Source organism: Candidatus Methylopumilus universalis (assembly GCF_006364435.1).
Lineage (GTDB): Bacteria > Pseudomonadota > Gammaproteobacteria > Burkholderiales > Methylophilaceae > Methylopumilus > Methylopumilus universalis.
The window spans coordinates 1,175,722-1,195,518 of sequence record NZ_CP040977.1; the positions used below are offsets into that span (position 1 = coordinate 1,175,722).

General features: G+C 39.1%; 19 protein-coding genes. 8 read left to right on the forward strand and 11 right to left on the reverse strand.

Features of this window, described 5'->3' with window-relative positions; translation table 11 throughout:
- Positions 1–14: 14 nt before the first annotated feature.
- From FIT70_RS06220 to FIT70_RS06235, 4 genes are all read right to left on the reverse strand, one after another.
- Complete coding sequence (locus FIT70_RS06220; protein WP_139931214.1) at positions 15–1,298, reverse strand: porin family protein; 1,284 nt, start codon at positions 1,296–1,298, stop codon at positions 15–17.
- A 205-nt stretch (positions 1,299–1,503) separates the two neighbouring features.
- The gene (locus FIT70_RS06225) at positions 1,504–2,619 is read right to left on the reverse strand and encodes a deoxyguanosinetriphosphate triphosphohydrolase (RefSeq protein ID WP_139931216.1); all 1,116 of its coding nucleotides are present in this window, start codon (positions 2,617–2,619) and stop codon (positions 1,504–1,506) included.
- Positions 2,616–3,704 (reverse strand): 3-dehydroquinate synthase, encoded by a 1,089-nt coding sequence (gene aroB, locus FIT70_RS06230; RefSeq protein ID WP_139931218.1) that lies wholly within the window; start codon positions 3,702–3,704, stop codon positions 2,616–2,618. Before aroB ends, FIT70_RS06225 begins: the two co-directional genes overlap by 4 nt.
- A gap of 4 nt (positions 3,705–3,708) precedes the next feature.
- Positions 3,709–4,224, reverse strand: coding sequence for a shikimate kinase (locus FIT70_RS06235; RefSeq protein ID WP_139931220.1), 516 nt, complete (start codon positions 4,222–4,224; stop codon positions 3,709–3,711).
- A 141-nt stretch (positions 4,225–4,365) separates the two neighbouring features.
- On the opposite strand from FIT70_RS06235, the gene FIT70_RS06240 reads away from it, so the two are divergent.
- Positions 4,366–6,648: a penicillin-binding protein 1A gene (locus tag FIT70_RS06240; protein ID WP_139931222.1), complete on the forward strand. Its 2,283-nt coding sequence runs from the start codon at positions 4,366–4,368 to the stop codon at positions 6,646–6,648.
- Between the two features lie 21 nt (positions 6,649–6,669).
- Complete coding sequence (locus FIT70_RS06245; protein ID WP_139931224.1) at positions 6,670–7,245, forward strand: hypothetical protein; 576 nt, start codon at positions 6,670–6,672, stop codon at positions 7,243–7,245.
- On the opposite strand, the gene hemB is transcribed toward FIT70_RS06245, so the two are convergent.
- The 6 genes from hemB to rpe are packed head-to-tail and all read right to left on the reverse strand — an operon-like array spanning position 7,235 to position 12,772.
- Entirely contained in the window at positions 7,235–8,221 is a 987-nt protein-coding gene (hemB, locus tag FIT70_RS06250; RefSeq protein ID WP_139931226.1) for a porphobilinogen synthase, read from the reverse strand. The genes FIT70_RS06245 and hemB overlap by 11 nt on opposite strands.
- A gap of 5 nt (positions 8,222–8,226) precedes the next feature.
- The gene (trpC, locus tag FIT70_RS06255; RefSeq protein ID WP_139931228.1) at positions 8,227–9,018 is read right to left on the reverse strand and encodes an indole-3-glycerol phosphate synthase TrpC; all 792 of its coding nucleotides are present in this window, start codon (positions 9,016–9,018) and stop codon (positions 8,227–8,229) included.
- The gene (gene trpD, locus FIT70_RS06260) at positions 9,011–9,997 is read right to left on the reverse strand and encodes an anthranilate phosphoribosyltransferase (RefSeq protein ID WP_139931229.1); all 987 of its coding nucleotides are present in this window, start codon (positions 9,995–9,997) and stop codon (positions 9,011–9,013) included. The genes trpC and trpD overlap by 8 nt, the downstream gene beginning before the upstream one ends.
- On the reverse strand, positions 9,990–10,559 hold the full coding sequence (locus tag FIT70_RS06265) for an anthranilate synthase component II (protein ID WP_139868546.1): 570 nt from the start codon (positions 10,557–10,559) through the stop codon (positions 9,990–9,992). Before FIT70_RS06265 ends, trpD begins: the two co-directional genes overlap by 8 nt.
- Before the next feature lie 3 nt (positions 10,560–10,562).
- A complete protein-coding gene (trpE, locus tag FIT70_RS06270) occupies positions 10,563–12,035 on the reverse strand; it encodes an anthranilate synthase component I (RefSeq protein ID WP_139931231.1) in 1,473 nt (490 codons plus the stop codon).
- A gap of 38 nt (positions 12,036–12,073) precedes the next feature.
- Positions 12,074–12,772 carry a ribulose-phosphate 3-epimerase gene (rpe, locus tag FIT70_RS06275; protein WP_139931232.1) on the reverse strand — a complete coding sequence of 233 codons (699 nt, stop codon included), beginning with the start codon at positions 12,770–12,772 and terminating at the stop codon, positions 12,074–12,076.
- 101 nt (positions 12,773–12,873) lie between these two features.
- Here rpe and hemA point away from each other — a divergent pair, with 101 nt between their 5' ends.
- The 6 genes from hemA to FIT70_RS06305 are packed head-to-tail and all read left to right on the forward strand — an operon-like array spanning position 12,874 to position 19,041.
- Positions 12,874–14,118, forward strand: coding sequence for a glutamyl-tRNA reductase (gene hemA / locus FIT70_RS06280; RefSeq protein WP_139931234.1), 1,245 nt, complete (start codon positions 12,874–12,876; stop codon positions 14,116–14,118).
- A gap of 5 nt (positions 14,119–14,123) precedes the next feature.
- Complete coding sequence (gene prfA, locus FIT70_RS06285; RefSeq protein ID WP_139868554.1) at positions 14,124–15,203, forward strand: peptide chain release factor 1; 1,080 nt, start codon at positions 14,124–14,126, stop codon at positions 15,201–15,203.
- 3 nt (positions 15,204–15,206) lie between these two features.
- Entirely contained in the window at positions 15,207–16,061 is an 855-nt protein-coding gene (prmC, locus tag FIT70_RS06290) for a peptide chain release factor N(5)-glutamine methyltransferase (RefSeq protein ID WP_139931236.1), read from the forward strand.
- An 8-nt stretch (positions 16,062–16,069) separates the two neighbouring features.
- Positions 16,070–17,203 carry a homoserine O-succinyltransferase MetX gene (metX, locus tag FIT70_RS06295; protein ID WP_139931238.1) on the forward strand — a complete coding sequence of 378 codons (1,134 nt, stop codon included), beginning with the start codon at positions 16,070–16,072 and terminating at the stop codon, positions 17,201–17,203.
- Positions 17,200–17,790 (forward strand): methionine biosynthesis protein MetW, encoded by a 591-nt coding sequence (gene metW / locus FIT70_RS06300; protein WP_139931240.1) that lies wholly within the window; start codon positions 17,200–17,202, stop codon positions 17,788–17,790. Before metX ends, metW begins: the two co-directional genes overlap by 4 nt.
- Positions 17,791–17,796: 6 nt before the next feature.
- Positions 17,797–19,041 (forward strand): AmpG family muropeptide MFS transporter, encoded by a 1,245-nt coding sequence (locus FIT70_RS06305; protein ID WP_139931241.1) that lies wholly within the window; start codon positions 17,797–17,799, stop codon positions 19,039–19,041.
- Here the strand turns inward: FIT70_RS06305 and FIT70_RS06310 are convergent.
- Positions 19,022–19,795 (reverse strand): exodeoxyribonuclease III, encoded by a 774-nt coding sequence (locus tag FIT70_RS06310; RefSeq protein ID WP_139931243.1) that lies wholly within the window; start codon positions 19,793–19,795, stop codon positions 19,022–19,024. The two genes, FIT70_RS06305 and FIT70_RS06310, sit on opposite strands and share 20 nt — an antisense overlap.
- Between the last annotated feature and the right edge of the window lie 2 nt (positions 19,796–19,797).

Sequence of the window (19,797 nt, forward strand, 5' to 3'; positions counted from 1 at the left end):
AAGTTAACTAAGTCTTAGAAAAACAAGATACCACCAACGCTCATAATATCTGATTTGTTTTCTTTAGCTGCAGTCGCATGGTTTTCTGACTCAACGCGTGAGTACTCACCAACTAAATTAAGATGCTTAGTAAGTGGGTGGTAAAGACCAATTGTCGTCATCTCATTAGATTTAACTAAGTTAGATGCAGACTCACCGTTAGCTTTGTCGAGGTTACTTCTACCCCAGCTTGCTGCAGCTTTTGTCTTTGTAGGAAGCGTGTATGAAAGCTGCATATAACCACCGTCAGAATCACGTTTGCCACCTGTTGCTGAATAACCATCCATTAAGAATGCTGTTGTACCAGCACCTTCACCCTTGTAGTAGTAAGCTACAGCACCGAAACCACCAGCGTTCACATTTGCACCGATACCTGCAATTTGTGAGTTTGCTGAGAAGCCAGATGAGCCGTAGATTTTTTGAGACTTACCTTCAACCCAAATCTTACCTGTAACATCGTTTGCAGTGAAGCTATAACGTGCAACACCCACAAACGCTGGGTTCTTTTGCGTACCTACAGCGTCTAGAGAGAGCGTTTCAGCTGCTGTTGTTACAGCAAATGTCTGTGTGCCACCAGCGGCGACGGCATTTGCTGTATATGCGACAGCCGTGTTACCTAGGTTATTGGTAGACATTGGTTGATCAATACCTACTGTTAACTCTAAACCATTCATGTTAGGAGTGGTGTAGTTGATCTGACCATTGAAGTCTGCATACATGAAGCCTGCACCGATACGGCCGAGTGTTGTAGTTGTACCACCAGCTGCACCTACCACGCCTTGTGAACCCACGCCTAGAAGTGTTTGGTCATTTAAAATTGCATCACGACCGAATTGGCCTAAGTTCTTACCAATTAAAACTGTACCCCATGATTTGTCACCAAATGAGAAATACGCTTGACGGAACTCAGAACCACCGCCGCCGCCGAGTGAAGCTCTTTGTGAAGCACCTGGTTGCAAGCTAATCGTGAACTCAGTATCTAAATCATTTTGACGTGATTTACCTGTTACACCCAACCATGAAGGTAAAAGACCTGTATTGATTGAAGAAGCTTGGTCGCCTGACGTAGTGCTTCTGCTATTTGCTAAGCCACCCTTGATTGTATTTGAATCTTTAGAGTCATTATAGATGTAGAACGCATTCACGTTACCGTTCACGTCTAATGTCCACTCACCTGCTGGGATAACAATACCAGCGTTCGCTGTTGCTGAAAGTGCTAAAACAGCACCAGCCACTGCTAATTTAATATTCTTGTTCATATATTTCTCCTATTGTTTTTAAAACCTCATCAATTGCTTGATGAGAAAGTTCGCGAACTTTCCCAATGAATAAAAGCTTCATCAAGAAGGTTAAGTGAATTATGCACGGTCAAACTGGGCAATCGCAAGTATTTTTAGTGTTTTTTACGACATTTGTGAAGTTTTATAGGTTTTTGTTGCAAATTTACAACAAAATTAATTTAAACTATTGATTTATAAGTAATTTTTCATACTCACGAATCGCATAGCGATCCGTCATTCCCGCAATATAGTCTGCAATCACGCGCGGTTTTTCCTCTTTCCCGATAGATTGGTAGTCCGAAGGGATTAAGTTTAGGTCGTCCATATACGCCTTAAATAGACCCTCAATGGTCTTCGCTGCCTTATCTGTCATCTCGGTCACCTTGGGGTGAAGATACAAAGACCTCCTTAAGAACTGTTTCAGCTCAAGCTGTTTTTCTGCCATCTCGGTCGAAAAGTCAATCATGGAGCCATGAAGCCTTACCTCGTCCACGTTTTTTGGTTTTGATACCTTTATATAAGAGAGGCTGGTTCGACATAAATCATCGACTAAATTATGGATCATGCGTCGAATGGTTTCATGAACGAGCCTTTTTTGAGATAAATCGGGATAGAGCGCTTTGACCTTTAAAGCATGCTCTTTAAAAAGAGAAACTTCCATCAACTGATCGATCGTTAAAAGTCCTGAACGAATGCCGTCATCAATATCGTGATTGTTATAAGCAATCTCATCCGCAAAATTTGCAATCTGTCCCTCAAGCGTCGTTTCTGTTTTATCTAAAAACCTTTGACCCACATCGCCTAACTTTTCTGCATTTTTAATAGAACAGTGCTTTAGGATGCCTTCCCTTGTTTCAAAGGTGAGATTAAGTCCATCAAATTCTGCATATCTTTGTTCTAAAAGATCCACGACACGGAGTGACTGAAGGTTATGCTCGAATCCTCCATATTCTTTCATGCAACGGTTTAGGGCATCTTGTCCTGCATGACCAAAAGGTGTGTGGCCTAAATCGTGCGCTAAGGCGATGGCTTCTGCTAAGTCTTCATGAAGATTTAAGGTTCTAGCAATACTTCGTGCAATTTGAGCCACTTCTAAGCTATGCGTTAAGCGCGTTCTGAATAAATCACCTTCATGATTGACGAATACTTGGGTTTTGTATTCAAGACGCCTGAAGGCAGTGGAGTGGATGACACGATCTCGATCGCGCTGGAAATCATTTCTTAAACTTGAGGTTTCTTCTTTAAAACATCGGCCGCGAGATTGATCTGGATGTGCAGCGTAAGGTGCCAGCTTCATCATGCTGAAAAGTTTGAAGTGTGAAGTGTCGTCTTAAGATGTTTCGTATCGTAATCACTTGTGACCACAGCGTCGCCAATACCTTTTTGCAACACCAATCTAATTTTTCCATCCACGACTTTCTTATCCATACTCATGAGTTCCATATATTGATCCTCACTTATTTTTGGGGGTTGAGTTGGAAGCTTAGCTTCTTTTAAAAGTTGAATGATGCGACTAAATTCAGTATCTTTAACCCAGCCCATCAATTTCGATAAATGAGCTGCCATGACCATACCGGTTGCCACCGCTTCACCATGAAGCCAAACACCATAGCCCATCGCATTTTCAATGGCATGTCCAAAAGTATGGCCAAGATTTAAAGTGGCCCTCACACCTGATTCATGTTCATCCATCTCCACCACATCCGCTTTGTTTTGACATGAGCGCTCTATCGCTTCAATCAAAAGGGATGGATTTAATTTCATAAGGCCTTCAATATTTTTTTCAAGCCAATTAAAAAACGCCTCATCACGAATGAGCCCATACTTAATCACTTCCGCCATGCCTGCTGAAAATTCTCTTTCAGGTAAGGTTTTTAAAGTATCGATATCTGCAATCACGCATTGGGGCTGATAAAAAGCACCGATCATATTTTTACCCATAGGATGATTAATCCCTGTTTTGCCACCGACGGATGAATCTACCTGAGACAAAAGTGTGGTCGGGATTTGAATAAAAGGTACACCTCTTAAATAAGTCGCAGCCGCATAGCCTGTCATGTCCCCTATGACGCCACCCCCTAATGCAATGAGTGTGACAGTGCGTTCACATTTTTCTTTTAAAAGTGCGTCGTAAATTAGATTTAAGGTTTCTTGATTCTTGTAAGACTCTCCATCGGGCAAAATAATCGGAAACGCTTTAATGCCATGCGCTTTTAAAAGAGATAACAATGAATCAAGATATAAAGGTGCGACTGTTGTATTGGTGACAACCGCCACATGTTTTTGTTTTAAATGAGATTCGATGAGTTTCATTTGAGACAGCAAGCCCTCTCCAATGTAAATAGGATAGGATCGATTCTCTAATTGAATATTTAGTGTTTGCATATACTTAACTTAATAATGACTCAATTTTATGAATAATCGTTTGTGTTTTTTGTTGTCCAGTGTCGACGACGAATGACGCCACATTTAAATATAAAGGATGTCTATCTTTGTATAATTGATTTAATGTATCTAGCATATTGCCTTGTTGTAAAAGTGGGCGATCTTTATCGTAAGCCATTCGTTTTGCTAAGTGCTGAGGTTTGGCATTGAGATAGATAACCTTACCTCTTTCTTTTAAAAGCGCTCGATTTTCTTCGCTTAATATGGCACCCCCACCTGTCGCTAAAATAATATCTTTTTTACTCGATAACTCATCAATCATTTGCGTTTCTCTTTTGCGAAAACCTTCTTCGCCCTCGAGTTCAAAAATCACCGAGACCTTAACGCCCAACTTTTTTTCAATTTCATGATCGGTATCGTAAAAAGTTTTTTTAAGTTTTTTGGCTAACAATTTACCTATGGTCGTTTTACCTGCGCCCATAAGTCCTACAAAAAAAATATTGTCATTAATCGTTGCCATGACGAACTAGCTTTATATTCAAGAATACTGATTATTTTAAGGGATTAATGAAGTTCTGGTTCGAATTGCCTACAAATAATCTTCAACACCTTTTATAATAAGACTCATTAACCCCTCATAAAATCGCAAATAAAAAGACTTATGGCAAAACCTACTTTCATAAAACGTCTCATGATGTGGTTTTTTATAAGCTTGGCAGCCATCGGAGCCTTAATTGCTTTAACCATTGCTTTAGTTATACCCTCACTACCTTCCCTCGAATCGCTGACTGAATATCGCCCTAAATTACCTTTAAGAGTCTATAGCTCAGATGGATTCCTGATGGCTGAATTTGGTGAAGAACGTCGTGCCTTTATTAAAATTCGTAATGTGCCTAAAAAAATGAAAAATGCTATTTTGGCAATTGAAGACCGTCGTTTCTATCAGCACAAAGGGGTTGATGCCGTGGGTGTTGCTCGTGCGATTGTCAAAAATTTAGCAGGTGCCTCACATGAAGGAGCGAGTACAATTACTATGCAAGTTGCACGTAATTTTTTTCTTTCATCCGATAAAACTTTAAGACGAAAAATTAGTGAAGTTTTTCTTTCCTATAAAATTGAAAAAAATTTAAATAAAGATCAAATTTTAGAGCTTTATGTTAATCAAATTTATTTGGGTCAACGTGCCTACGGTTTTGGCGCAGCAGCTCTCGTCTATTATGGCAAGCCTTTAGAAAAACTCACTTTGGCTGAATGTGCACTTTTAGCAGGCCTGCCGAAAGCGCCTTCTAATTACAATCCATTTACCAATCCAAAACGCGCCATTCAACGTCAACGTGAAGTCTTAAAAAATATGTTGCGTTATGAATTTATTGATCAAAAAGCTTTTGAAGAAGCGATGAATCAAACGCTTCATTTCAAGGAGTCACGACAATCTAGAGATTTAATGGCTGACCATGCATCTGAAATGGTAAGACAAGTCCTTTACGATCAATATAAAGATGATATCTATACAAGTGGTATTAAGGTTTACACCACCATCAAGAAAGCCAATCAAGAGGCGGCTAATGAAGCGGTATTAAGAGGTATCCTAGATTACGATCGTCGTCATGAATACCGAGGTCCAGAAAAAACGATTGATTTGGAAGGTAAAAAATTCGAAGATCAAAAAACCAAGATTACTGACACGCTCGATGGCATGGAAGAATACAACGGATTTATTCCAGCCGTAGTGATTAAAGCTGAATCTAAATATGTTCAAGCTTTCACTAAAAAAGGTGACATGGTTGATATTAAAAATGATGGATTAGCGCTCATTCAAAAAACTTTGAGTGACAAAGATCCTAAAAATAGAAAAATTAAACCAGGCGCTATCATTCGTGTGATTCAAAAAAATAAACAATGGGAGGTGGTACAACTTCCGAAAGTAGAAGCGTCATTAGTCTCCATGGATCCTCAAACGGGAGCTATTACGGCGCTCGTTGGAGGCTTTGATTTTAATCGGAATAAATATAACCATGTCACTCAAGCGAAACGCCAGCCTGGCTCAACTTTCAAGCCCTTCATTTATTCTGCAGCCTTGGAAAAAGGTATTACACCTGCCACCATTGTGAATGATGCGCCACTTCATTTCTCAGCAGCTGAAACAGGAAGTGGAATGGATTGGGATCCACAAAATTATGATAATGACTTTGATGGGCATATCAGACTTCGTAATGGTTTAGCAAAATCTAAAAACTTAGTCGCCATTCGCGTACTCAAATCAATTGGTGCGCCTTATGCACAAGACTATGCATCACGTTTTGGTTTTGATCCTGCCAATCATCCTGCTTATTTATCCATGGGTTTAGGTGTTGGCTCTGCCACACTTATAGAAATGGTGACAGCTTATGGTGTATTTGCAAATGGAGGTTATCTTAAAAAACCTTATCTTATTGAAAAGATGGTTGATAGTCAGGGTCAAGTCATCGATCAAACAAATACGATGTTCCAAAACGAAGAAACACCACGTGTCATTGACCCTAGAAATGCATTTATCATGACGACGCTTTTACAAGACGTGGTCAATAAAGGAACAGCTCAAAAAGCCAAGGCATTAGGTCGATCAGATATTGCAGGTAAAACAGGTACCACAAATAATCAAGTAGATGCCTGGTTCGCAGGCTATACCCCGTCACAAGTCGCTATTGCATGGATTGGATTTGACCAGCCTAAATCATTAGGTAGGGATGAAACAGGCTCTCAGGCTGCACTTCCTATATGGATCAAATATATGCAGACCGCCCTCAAAGATGTTCCTATACAAAGTTATGAGATGCCTGATGGTGTCATGATACGCAAAATTAAATCAGATACAGGTACACCGGCTAACGAAAATGAAGAAGGTGTGAATGAATATTTCTATTCAGAATTTCCACCACATAATGAGATACATCTCCTCAATTAATTTTTAAAAAAAGTGTTTCATATGGCAAGACAAAGTAAACACATTCGATTTCAGGTGGCCCATAAAGCTGCACAAATGATGGCTGAAGAAGGTATCAGCGACTACGCATTTGCTAAACGAAAAGCCGCTAAATTTTTTGGGCTTGATGATGGGGACGCTTTACCTTCGAATGAAGAAATTAATGATGCTATTAAAGAACATCAAGCCATTTTTTTTGATGAAGAACATGAGGAGCGACTTAAAGTATTAAGATTTGAAGCATTAAGTCTCATGAAAAAATTGAGCGCTTTCAACCCTCATTTAACAGGTGGTGTATTAGATGGAACGGCAGGCCGATATCCTACTATTCATATCCAGATCTATGCCGACTCAATGAAAGAAGTAGAGTTTTTTTTACTCAATCACAATATCGCATACGAAACACGCGACCGAAAATCTCGCAACAAAGATCCAATGCAGGATAAAAAAATAATCCCGATATTAAGGCTTGAAGGCTCCATGGGGCCTATTGAACTTCTTATTTATCACATCGATGATTTAAAAATAAACAAATTAAAAGCATCCATTGAAGAAACTGAAAAACTACTTAAGCTTTAAGCCAACGTGCGACTTCCATGGCATAGTAACTTAAAATACCATCAGCCCCTGCGCGTTTAAACGCCAAGAGAGACTCCATCACAACCGCTTTTTCATCGAGCCAGCCGTTTTGCGATGCTGCTTTAAGCATCGCATATTCACCACTCACTTGGTAAGCGTAAGTTGGAATACCAAAAGTAGTTTTTACACGATATACAATATCAAGATAAGGTAGTCCCGGTTTTACCATGACCATGTCGGCACCTTCATTGATATCGAGCTCGACTTCGGTTAAAGCTTCATCGGTATTGGCTGGATCCATTTGATAACTATTTTTATCACTTCCACCTAAATTTTTTGATGACCCTACCGCATCTCTAAACGGACCATAGAAAGAGGAGGCATATTTAGCGGAATATGCTAGAATTTTTGTATGGATCAATCCTTCTTTTTCTAAAGCTTCGCGAATTTTGCCAATGCGACCATCCATCATGTCAGAAGGTGCCACGATATCAGCCCCAGCTTTTGCATGACTTAAAGCTTGCTTGATTAAAATCTCTACAGTTTCGTCATTAAGCACATAACCTGATGCATCAATTAATCCATCTTGGCCATGACTTGTATAAGGGTCGAGTGCTACATCTGTTATCACACCGAGCTGAGGTACATGTTGTTTTAATAAAGCCACTACCCTTGGAATAAGACCTTCCGGGTTATAAGCTTCTTTTGCATCTTCTGTTTTTAATTTTGCATCAATGACTGGAAATAATGCAATTGCAGGGATGCCCAATTTAAAACATTCTTTTGCAGTATCAATAATGAGATCAGCACTTTGACGTTTAATGCCTGGCATGGATGGAATCGCTTCTTCTTTTTGGTGTCCCTCCATGACAAATACCGGGTAAATTAAATCATCCGTTCGCAAATGATGTTCACGCATCAATCGACGCGAGAATTCATCTTTACGCATTCGTCTGGGTCTGTTTGAATTTTCCATAATATTTAAAATTGAAATAAATTTTTTAAAGAGTGGCCTGGATCAGATTCTCGCATAAAAGCTTCACCGATGAGAAAGGTATTCACATGATGATCTTGCATCAACTTCACATCATCTGATGTGAAAATTCCTGACTCAGTTACAATAATTTTGTCAGCATTGATATTTTTTAATAAATCAAAAGTGGTATTAAGCGAAACATCAAACGTTTTTAAATTACGGTTGTTAATACCTAGAAGTCTTGTCTTTAATTGTAATGCCAGATCAAGCTCTTCTTGATTATGCACTTCAACTAATACATTCATGTCTAAAGTGTGTGTAATTTCTTCGAGCTCTTGCATTAAGTCTAAAGGAAGTGCTGCGACAATAAGTAAAATACAATCAGCACCCATCGCACGCGCTTCATAAATTTGATAGGGATCTACCATAAAATCTTTGCGCAGTATGGGAAGGCTACATGCAGCTTTTGCTTCTTTTAAAAAATTGGCATGCCCTTGAAAATATTTTTCGTCAGTGAGAACTGATAGACAAGTCGCCCCGCCTTTTTCATAAGAGATCGCAATCTCTTTCGGATTAAAATTTTCTCGGATGACACCTTTAGATGGGCTCGCTTTTTTAATTTCAGCAATCACAGCCGCTTTATTTTTTGAAAGTTGTGTTTCAATGGCTTTTATAAAACCTCTAGGTTGAGGAGAATTTTTCACTTCATCTTGTAATTGATGAAGTGATTTAATTTTTTGTGATTCTTTAATTTCTTCAAATTTAGTGGCAATGATCGTATCAAGAATATTAGCCATGGGACGCCACCTTGAGTGCTTCTAATTTTTTTAATGCTAAACCGTGGTCAATTACTGATGCAGCTTTTTCAATACCTTCTTTTAAGGTTGAAGAAATACCACTGATATAGATGGCTGCCCCTGCGTTAAGGATTGTGATGTTGCGATGAGGGCCTTGACTGCCATTTAACACATCAAGCATCATAGCCTTCGATGCTTCTGCATTTTCCACTTGAATCGTTTTAAGATCTGCTATGTCCAATCCAAAATCAGTAGGCTGAATAGTATAGGTTGTAATTGTTTTGTTTTTTAACTCTGTAACAGTGGTTGGGCTTGAGATAGAAATTTCATCCATACCATCTTCACCATGCACCACCATGACATGTTCGCTTCCTAGTTTTGATAATACCTCTGCCATGGTTTGTGTGAGTGACTTATCGTAAACACCCAATACTTGACGCGTTGCCAATGCTGGATTTGCTAGGGGTCCTAAAACATTAAAAATGGTTCTGATGCCTAATTTTTTTCGAACCGGTGCTGCATATCGCATCGCTGGATGAAAGTTAGGGGCAAACATAAAGGCAATGCCAATCTCATTCACAAGCGATGCGACTTTGTCGGCTGTTAAATTGACATTCACACCTAGGACTTCTAATACATCAGCACTGCCACATTTAGATGATACTGAGCGACCGCCATGTTTTGCCACTTTCACACCGGCACTTGCGGCTACAATCGCACTCAAGGTAGACACATTAAATGTTTGAATGCCGTCCCCTCCTGTGCCGCAGGTGTCCACTAAATGTGTTTTATCATGTATCACCACTTGCTTTGAAAATTGACGCATTACGGTTGCTGCATCAAAAATATTTTCTGCAGTCACACCTTTTTCATTCAAAGCTAACACATAAGATTCAATAATGTCGTCACTGAGGACGCCCGACATTAAAGACTGCATAAAGTCTTTCACAGATAATTCTTTTGAGCCCATGTTAGCCATATGCTTTTAAAAAATTATTTAATAGATCGTGTCCATGCTCAGTGAGCACTGATTCAGGATGGAATTGAACGCCTTCGATCGGAAGTGTCTTATGACGGACACCCATAATTTCTTCATCATCGGTCCATGCCGTCACTTCTAAGCAACTAGGTAATGTTGCGCGCTCAATAACAAGGGAATGATAACGTGTCGCTGTAAATGGATTTTTTAGGTCTTTAAATACCCCTTGATCTGTATGATGAATTTTTGAAGTTTTGCCATGCATCAATGTTTTAGCATGAATAATTTTTCCCCCAAATGCTTGACCAATGGTTTGATGGCCTAAGCAAACACCTAGAATGGGAATCTCTCCTTTGAATGTATTGACCACCTCTAAAGAAACCCCTGCCTCGTTGGGAGTGCATGGGCCAGGAGACAACACAATATACTGAGGATTCTTTTTTTTGATTTCATCAATCGTGATCTCATCATTACGATACACTTCAACCTCTTGTTTGAGCTCAGCCAAATACTGAACAAGGTTATAAGTAAATGAATCGTAGTTATCAATCATGAGCAACATAATTTATTTTCCTGATTGCACAATTTCAGCGGCACGTAATACGGCTTTCGCTTTGTTTTGTGTTTCAACCCATTCGTTGTGTGGAATAGAATCCGCCACAATACCTGCACCTGCTTGTACATAAAGCATTTTATTTTTAATAACGCCTGTTCTAATGGCGATGGCCACATCCATATCACCATCAAAACCTAAATAACCTACAGCGCCGGCATAAATGCCGCGTTTACTCGGTTCTAGTTCATGAATAATTTCCATCGCACGCACTTTAGGTGCGCCACTGACTGTACCTGCTGGGAAAGTGGCTTTCAAAACATCCATAGCATGCATATTAGGTTTTAATGTGCCTTCTACATTAGACACAATGTGCATGACATGTGAATAACGTTCAATGGTCATATTGTCCGTCACTTTCACAGAGCCACTTTGCGAGACACGTCCAATATCATTACGACCTAAATCCATGAGTTGCACATGTTCTGCACACTCTTTAGGATCGGCTAATAATTCTTTTTCTAGTTTCTTATCTTCTTCTTCAGTTTTGCCGCGAGGACGCGTGCCTGCAATAGGTCTTACCGTCACTGTTTCATCTTCTAGTCTCACTAAAATTTCAGGGGACGCACCCACCACATGATGATCGTCCATATGGTAATAAAACATGTAGGGGGATGGATTTAGGGTGCGAAGCGATTCGTAAAGTGCTAATGGGGGAGCTTCAAATTTTTGCGACATCCTTTGCGATAAAACAACTTGCATAATGTCACCTTCAAAAATATAAGACTTTGCTTTTTCAACGGCTTTTTTAAATGCTTCTTCACCAAATTCTGATTTCGCTTCTGAGAGATTTAATGTTTGAAGCGGCTCTATCTTCATTGACTGATGCAGTTGATCATAAAGTTTATCTAATCTTGCAACACTTAGAGCATAAGCATCTTTAATAGACGGATCTGCATAGCTCACAATAAAAATCTTTTTTGCTACATTGTCGACCACAATCAGTTCGTCGGATAGCATCAATAAAATATCAGGTACACCTATCGCGTCTTTTGTTTTTTTATGTTTTAGTCGAGCTTCAATATATTGAATCGTCTCATATCCGAAATAACCCGCTAACCCCCCTGCAAATCGAGGTAACTCTAAATCGTGAGGCACTTTAAATTGGCTTAGATAATTTTGAATAAAATTGAGTGGATTTTGCGTGGTTTCTTTTTCAATGACTTGATTTTGATCAATCACTTCAATCACGTCATCACGAATGACAATTCTTTTTTTAGAGGGGAGCCCAATAATTGAATAACGACCGAAGCGTTCGCCACCTTCCACCGATTCCAAAAGATATGAAAAGGGAAGATTAGCTAACTTTTGATAAATCGATAAAGGTGTTTCATGCCCCACATCAAAAGATTTGACTAAAGGAATGAAGTTAAAACCTTCAGCCTTGTAGGTATTAAATTTGTCTGATGTGATTAAGGTGGTCATGATAGAAACGCACAAACATTTGTGAGTGCGTTTTTAGATTAAACAGTTGCGAGTGATGCGCGTAATGATTTCACCACGGTATCATAACGATTAGGGTCAGTATCTTTACCAGCACCAAAAATAGCAGAGCCTGCAACAAAAGTATCAGCGCCGGCTTTTGCAATTTCTGCGATGTTATTGGCGTTCACGCCTCCATCAACTTCTAACCATATTTGACGGCCTGTTTTTTCATAATAGGTATCAATTTTTTGACGAGCGATTCTAAGTTTATTCAGTGTTTCAGGAATGAATTTTTGACCGCCAAATCCTGGATTCACAGACATTAAAAGTATCATATCGATTTTATCCATCACGTGATCAAGGTAATCAAGTGGGGTTGCTGGATTAAACACTAAGCCTGATTTGCATCCTGAGTCACGCACCAATGAAAGACTTCGATCAATATGCTCTGAACCTTCAGGATGAAAAGTAATAATATTGGCACCTGCTTTTGCAAAGTCAGGAATAATGCGGTCTACCGGTTTTACCATCAAATGCACATCAATAATGGCGTCCGTGACTGGACGAATGGCTTCGCAAACTAAAGGGCCAATCGTTAAATTAGGTACGTAATGATTGTCCATCACATCAAAGTGAACGATATCAGTTCCTGACTTAATGACGTCAGCAATTTCTTGGCCAAGTTTCGCGAAATTCGCTGAAAGAATACTGGGGGCAATTCTAAATGTTTTATCCATATTTCTAGTGATCCCAAATGAAAGTTGAGTGAGATATTGTAAAATAGCTATTTTAACTCTTAAATGGCGTGAAGCTAAAGCGTCGGATTAAGAATATTCACATGCAGCTTTATACCGTAGGCATTAACCACACCACAGCCCCCATTGCGATCCGCGAAAAAGTCGCTTTTGATCCAGATCATTTAAGCCAAGCCTTACTTGACCTCATGGCACATAAAGTGAGTGAAGCAGCTATTTTATCTACCTGTAACCGCAGTGAAATCTACGCCAATGCTCGCGACCCTAAAATGATCATCGATTGGCTTTGTAAATATCACGGTATCAAATTAAAAACCATTGAATCCCATCTTTATGTTTATGAAAACCAAGAAGCCATTCAACATGCATTTCGTGTAGCTTCAGGTTTAGATAGCATGGTGTTAGGTGAACCACAAATTTTAGGTCAAATGAAGCAAGCCATTAAAACCGCTGAAAATACCGGTTCATTAGGCGTTCTCCTCAATAAGCTTTTTCAAAAAACATTCTCTGTGGCCAAAGAAGTCCGAACCAAAACAGATATTGGCATGAGCTCGATTTCGATGGCAGCCGCTTCTATTAAGCTTGCTGAAAGTATTTTTGGGGATTTAAAAGCTTCAAAAGTACTTCTGATTGGCGCAGGTGAAATGATTGAACTTTGCGCTGAACATATTAAAAATAGACGTCCTAAATCCATGACGGTCGCTAATCGCTCACTGGATCGGGGACTGAATTTAGCTAAAAAAATTAAGGGTGATGCCTGTCTTATTTCAGAGCTCTACGATCGCCTTCATGAGTTCGATATTGTTTTAAGCTCGACTGCAAGCCAATTGCCTATTGTAGGCTTAGGTATGGTGGAGCGCGCACTCAAAACACGACGAAATCGCCCTATATTTATGGTTGATCTTGCGGTGCCCCGAGATATTGAGCCTGAGGTAGGGAAGCTCAGTGATGTTTATCTTTATACTGTCGATGATTTGTCTCACCTCATTGAAGAAGGCTTAACTAATCGTCAGTCTGCGGCCATTGAAGCTCAAAAAATGATTGATCATCACGTAAAAGATTTCACGCAATGGTTTAAAACGCGTACTATCGTGCCTACGATTAAAGCGCTTCGCGACCATGCTGAAAGTTATCGCATCACTGAACTTAAAAAAGCACAAAAACTTCTAAATCAAGGTATGAAGCCGGAAGAAGTTTTAAACGTATTAAGTAAGGCTTTAGCCAATAAGTTTGTCCATCACCCAAGCCAAGCGCTGAACCAAGCTAAAGGCGAAGAACATGAGTTACTCACCAAAACATTAAAGAAAATTTACCCACTTAAAGATTAAATGCCATGAAGCCTTCCATGCAAAAAAAATTAGCAGCATTAAGTGATCGTATTCAGGAACTAAATACCTTATTAAGTTCTGAAACGATTACCAATGACATGGATCATTATCGGAAAATCACGAAAGAGCATTCAGATATCACCCCTATAGTGGATGAATATCATGCCTACAAAAAAAATGAAGATAATTTAAATGAAGCACAAAGCATGCTTTCTGATCCTGAGATGAAAGAATTTGCCCAAGAAGAAATTGAGCAATGCAAATTAAAACTTGTCACGATTGAAGATAACTTACAAAAATTATTACTCCCAAAAGACCCAAGTGATGAAAAAAATATTTTCTTAGAAATTCGTGCGGGTACCGGTGGTGACGAATCGGCTTTATTCGCAGGTGATTTATTCAGGATGTATTCAAGATATACGGAACGCCAAGGCTGGAAAATGGAAATTGTGTCATCAAGCGAATCTGAAGTCGGTGGTTACAAAGAAATTATCATGAAAATAATTGGGCAGGGAGCTTATTCAAAGTTGAAGTTTGAATCAGGCGGTCACCGTGTGCAACGTGTGCCTGATACAGAAACACAAGGTCGCATTCATACCTCGGCTTGCACGGTTGCCGTATTACCTGAAGCCGATGAAATTAGTGATGTCATCATTAATCCAGCCGAAATTAGACTAGATACCTATCGTGCATCAGGTGCAGGTGGTCAACATATTAATAAAACTGATTCAGCTGTTCGCATTACACACTTACCTACTGGGATTGTGGTGGAGTGCCAAGACGACAGGTCACAGCATCGAAATAAAGCGCAAGCCATGAGTGTTTTAGCAGCACGAATTCGTGATGCACAAATTCGCGAACAACAATCTAAATTAGCATCGGATCGCAGATCTCTTATCGGGAGTGGTGATAGAAGCGAACGTATTCGCACCTACAATTATCCTCAAGGTCGCATTACCGATCATCGTATTAATTTAACGCTTTATAAAATAGAAGCCATTACCGATGGTGATATGGAAGAACTTATTAATGCATTATCGAATGAGCATCAGGCTGATCTTCTTGCAGGCTTTGCAGAGGATTAAAATGTGGCGACAATTCGCGACACATTAAAAAATATTCAAAGCAAACTTTATCAAGGTATAGGCTTCTCATCAGATGAAGCAAAACTTGAAGCCCGTTTTATTCTAGAGCATGTCTTAAAGACCACTCAAAAAGAAATCATCCAAAAAAGTGATCTTCATATTGATACAGATAATCAGACTGAGATTGAATACATCACAGAAAAAAGAATAGCTGGCATCCCGCTTCCTTATCTTCTAGGTGAGTGGTCTTTTTATGGAAGAACGTTTAAAGTGAATCCTCATGTGCTGATTCCAAGAGCTGACACAGAAATACTTATTGAAAAAGCGCTCTCAAAAATAAACGCGCGCGATCATACTGAGATCTTGGATCTAGGATGCGGCACTGGGGTTATCGGCATCACGATTGCTCTTGAAAGATCCCTTTCAAAAGTGACGCTCATTGATCAATCTCAACATGCCATACAAAATACAAAAGCAAATCAAACACTTCATCAAGTCACTAATACCATGATTCAAAAAAGTGATTGGTTTAGTGCGCTAGATCAAACAAAATTTGATGTCATCTTAAGTAACCCTCCTTATTTAGAAGATAATGATCCGCACCTATCACAGGGCTTAAAAGATGAGCCTCTCGATGCTCTCGTTTCAGGCCCAACTGGAATAGAAGCTATACAATATATTATTGAAAACGCTAAAAATCATATCAAACCATCAGGCTGGCTTTTTATTGAGCATGGCTACAATCAAGCAATCATATTAAAAGATTTATTTGAAAAAAATGGCTATCAGCATATTGAAAATGCTAATGATATTCATGGTATTCATCGTGTTACTTTCGCGCAATATTCAATAGTATAATCTTCAACATGAGCGAAAAAAATTCAGTGGGTCTTGTTAAAGCAAAGCTAGCAAAAATTACAACACCACTTAAGTTAACGAGCGGCAAAAAATTGCCGAGCTATGAACTCGCCTATGAAACATACGGCAAATTAAACGCTAAAAAAAATAATGCAGTACTTGTATGTCATGCACTTTCAGGAAATCATCATGTCGCAGGACGTTATAAAAAAGATGATAAATATCCTGGCTGGTGGGATAACCTGATTGGTCCTGGAAGACCTCTTGATACTGATCGCTTCTTTGTCATCGGTGTAAATAATTTAGGTGGCTGCCACGGAACGAGTGGTTCTATGAGTATTAATCCTAAAACAAAAAAACGATGGGGCTCTGATTTTCCGATTGTGACTGTAGAAGACTGGGTGAATACCCAAGCAGCCCTCCTAGATGAATTAGGTATTGAAAGTTTGGCAGCTGTCATTGGCGGAAGTTTGGGTGGTATGCAAGCCATTCAATGGACGCTTTCATATCCAAAGCGTGTGCGTCATGCGATTGTGATTGCTGCGGCCCCAAACTTAACCGCACAAAATGTTGCTTTCAATGAAGTTGCAAGACAAGCGATTATTACTGATCCTGATTTTTATAATGGGGACTATTATCGTTTTAAAAAGAAACCCAAACGTGGGCTCCGCATTGCAAGAATGTTAGGTCATATTACTTATCTATCGGATGATGCGATGGGTATGAAGTTTGGTCGCAAACTGAAAAATAAAAATATTGAATATTCTTTTGATGTGAATTTTGAAATGGAATCTTATTTACACCATCAAGGTGATAAATTCGCTGAAGAATTCGACGCGAATACTTATTTAAGAATGACGCGTGCATTAGATTATTTTGATCCTGCAAAGGATTACCAAGGTAATTTATCTAAAGCATTTAAAAAAGTAGAGGCTGAATTTTTAGTGGTTTCATTTACGAGTGATTGGCGATTTTCTCCTCAGCGCTCTAAAGAAATTGTGAAGGCTCTTTTGGATAATGAATTGACTGTGAGTTATGCTGAAGTCACGGCAAGACATGGTCATGATGCGTTTTTGATGTCTGACCCTCATTATCACGGCATACTCTCTACTTATTTCAAAAAGATTGCGAATCTATTATGAGCGCACAATTTAGACAAGACTTTGCCGCCATTGCCAATTGGATTCCATTCGGTGCCAAAGTGCTCGACTTAGGTTGTGAAGACGGTTCCCTTTTAAAATTCTTAGAAGGCTCTTTAGAAGTAAAAGGGTATGGCATTGAAAAAGATGATGCACATTGGCTTAACACTTTAAAACAAGGTTTAAATGTCATTCAGATGGATTTGGAATCAGGACTATCAGGTTTTGAATCTCAATCATTTGATGTAGTTGTTTTATCTCAAACATTACAAGCGATGCGTAATACAGAAAAAATTGTGCATGAAATGTTACGTGTAGGTAAAGAAGCGATCGTGACCTTTCCCAATTTTGGTTATTGGCGTCATCGAATACAGCTCATTCAAGGTCAAATGCCTGTCTCTAAATCATTACCTTACGAATGGTATAACACACCTAATATTCACTTATGCACAATCAAAGACTTTGATGATTTTTGTGCTAAAAATAAAATTGGTATTAAAGAACGACTGATTCTTACGCAAGGCAAGCCCATTCATGTTATGCCCAATCTTATGGGTGCGTTAGCGATGTATCGCCTCGTTTCCAAATAACGTTTCATGCAAATTCGGAATCGATTCTGGCAAGACATCCTTTCCAAAAAAATGTTGGTATGTATTTTTACTGGCTTTACTTCGGGGCTTCCTCTTTTTATTCTGATTAGCTTATTACCTGCATGGTTGAGATCTAATCAATTAGACCTCAAAGCGATTGGTCTTTTTGCATTAATCCAGCTTCCCTATACATGGAAATTTTTATGGGCACCTTTCTTTGATCGCTTCAGATGGCCCATGGGTCGTCGTCGAGGCTGGTTATTATTTTTTCAAGCGCTTCTTTTAATCAGTATTCCGCTATTGGGGTTTTATAACCCTCAGACTGATCTCACAATGATTGTGGTCATTGCCACACTGATTGCATTTTTAAGTGCAAGTCAGGATATTGTGATTGATGCTTATCGTCGAGAACTTTTATTAGATAAAGAATTGGGTTTAGGTAATGCAGTGCATGTAAATGCTTATAAGATTGCGAGTCTTATTCCAGGCTCTTTATCCCTTATCTTGGCCGACCATTTTGATTGGCAAACTGTATTTATAGTCACAAGCCTTTTTATGCTACCAGGTATTATTTTAACTTTTGTAATTAAAGAGCCTAAAGTACCTCAAATGAAAAAGCGTGATTTAGCATCATCACTACTGCTTCCATTCCAAGAATTCATGCATCGACATGGTTTAAAAAGTGCTTCAACCATTCTTCTTTTTATCTTTTTTTACAAATTAGGTGACAGTATGGCAACTGCATTAGCTACGCCTTTTTATTTAGATCTAGGATTTAGTAAAACTGAAATTGGTTTAATTGCAAAAAATGCTGGTCTTTGGCCAAGTGTCATAGGTGGGCTCTTGGGGGGTATTTGGATGATGAAATTAGGCATCCACCGTGCCTTATGGATCTTTGGTTTTCTCCAGATGATCAGTATTTTAGGTTTCGCCTGGTTAGCGCACATTGGCTATAGCCCAGAATGGTTAGCCATTGTCGTAGGCTTCGAGGCATTCGGTGTAGGTTTAGGTACCACAGCTTTTGTGGCTTTTATTGCAAAAACCACCCATCCACTTTATACCGCCACACAATTTGCACTTTTCACAAGCTTAGCAGCTGTGCCTAGAACACTTGTTAATGCCTCTACCGGTTATCTTCAAAGTCTTTTTGGCTGGGAGAATTTCTTTATTCTTTGTTTTCTACTGGCTATTCCTGGCATGGCATTACTTTATAAAATCGCACCGATAAAAATTAAACCATATAGTCAATGATCAATGGTGCATGATCACTAAATTTTTCTGCCTTATAGATTGAAGCTTTAGTAATCTTATCTTTTACAGATGGATGAGCAATTTGGTAATCAAGACGCCATCCTACATTTTTAGCATACGCTTGGCCTCGATTGCTCCACCAAGTATAAGCAGCATCGGTCGCATCAGGATGAAGCGCACGATAAGTATCTACCCAACCCACGCCTTCAAATAAATCAGTCATCCATTGACGTTCTTCGGGCAAGAAGCCTGAATTTTTTTTATTCCCTTTGTAATTTTTTAAATCAATTTCTTTATGCGCAATATTGATATCGCCACAAAGAATCATCGGCAAATTTTCTTCCATACGTTTTTTTAAATAAGGCAGTAAATAATCTAACACTTCAAATTTAAATGTTTGTCGTTCTTCACCGCTTGAGCCTGAAGGTAAGTAAATTGAAACGATACTCAAATTGTCATACATAAGTTCGAGATAGCGTCCCTCACTATCAAAAAGTGGGAGACCTATTTCTCGAATAATTTTCTTAGGTTTTCTTTTTGCGTAAATACCTACGCCGCTATAACCTTTTTTCTCTGCAAAACTAAAATAGCTCATGTAATCACGATAGTTTTTCATGTCATGGCTTAAATCGCTTTCATGCGCCTTCACTTCTTGCACACAAATGAAATCCGCTTCTTGCGCATCAAGCCAAGCGAAAGCGCCTTTATTTGATGCGGATCGAATTCCATTCATGTTTAGCGTTATAATTCTCATAA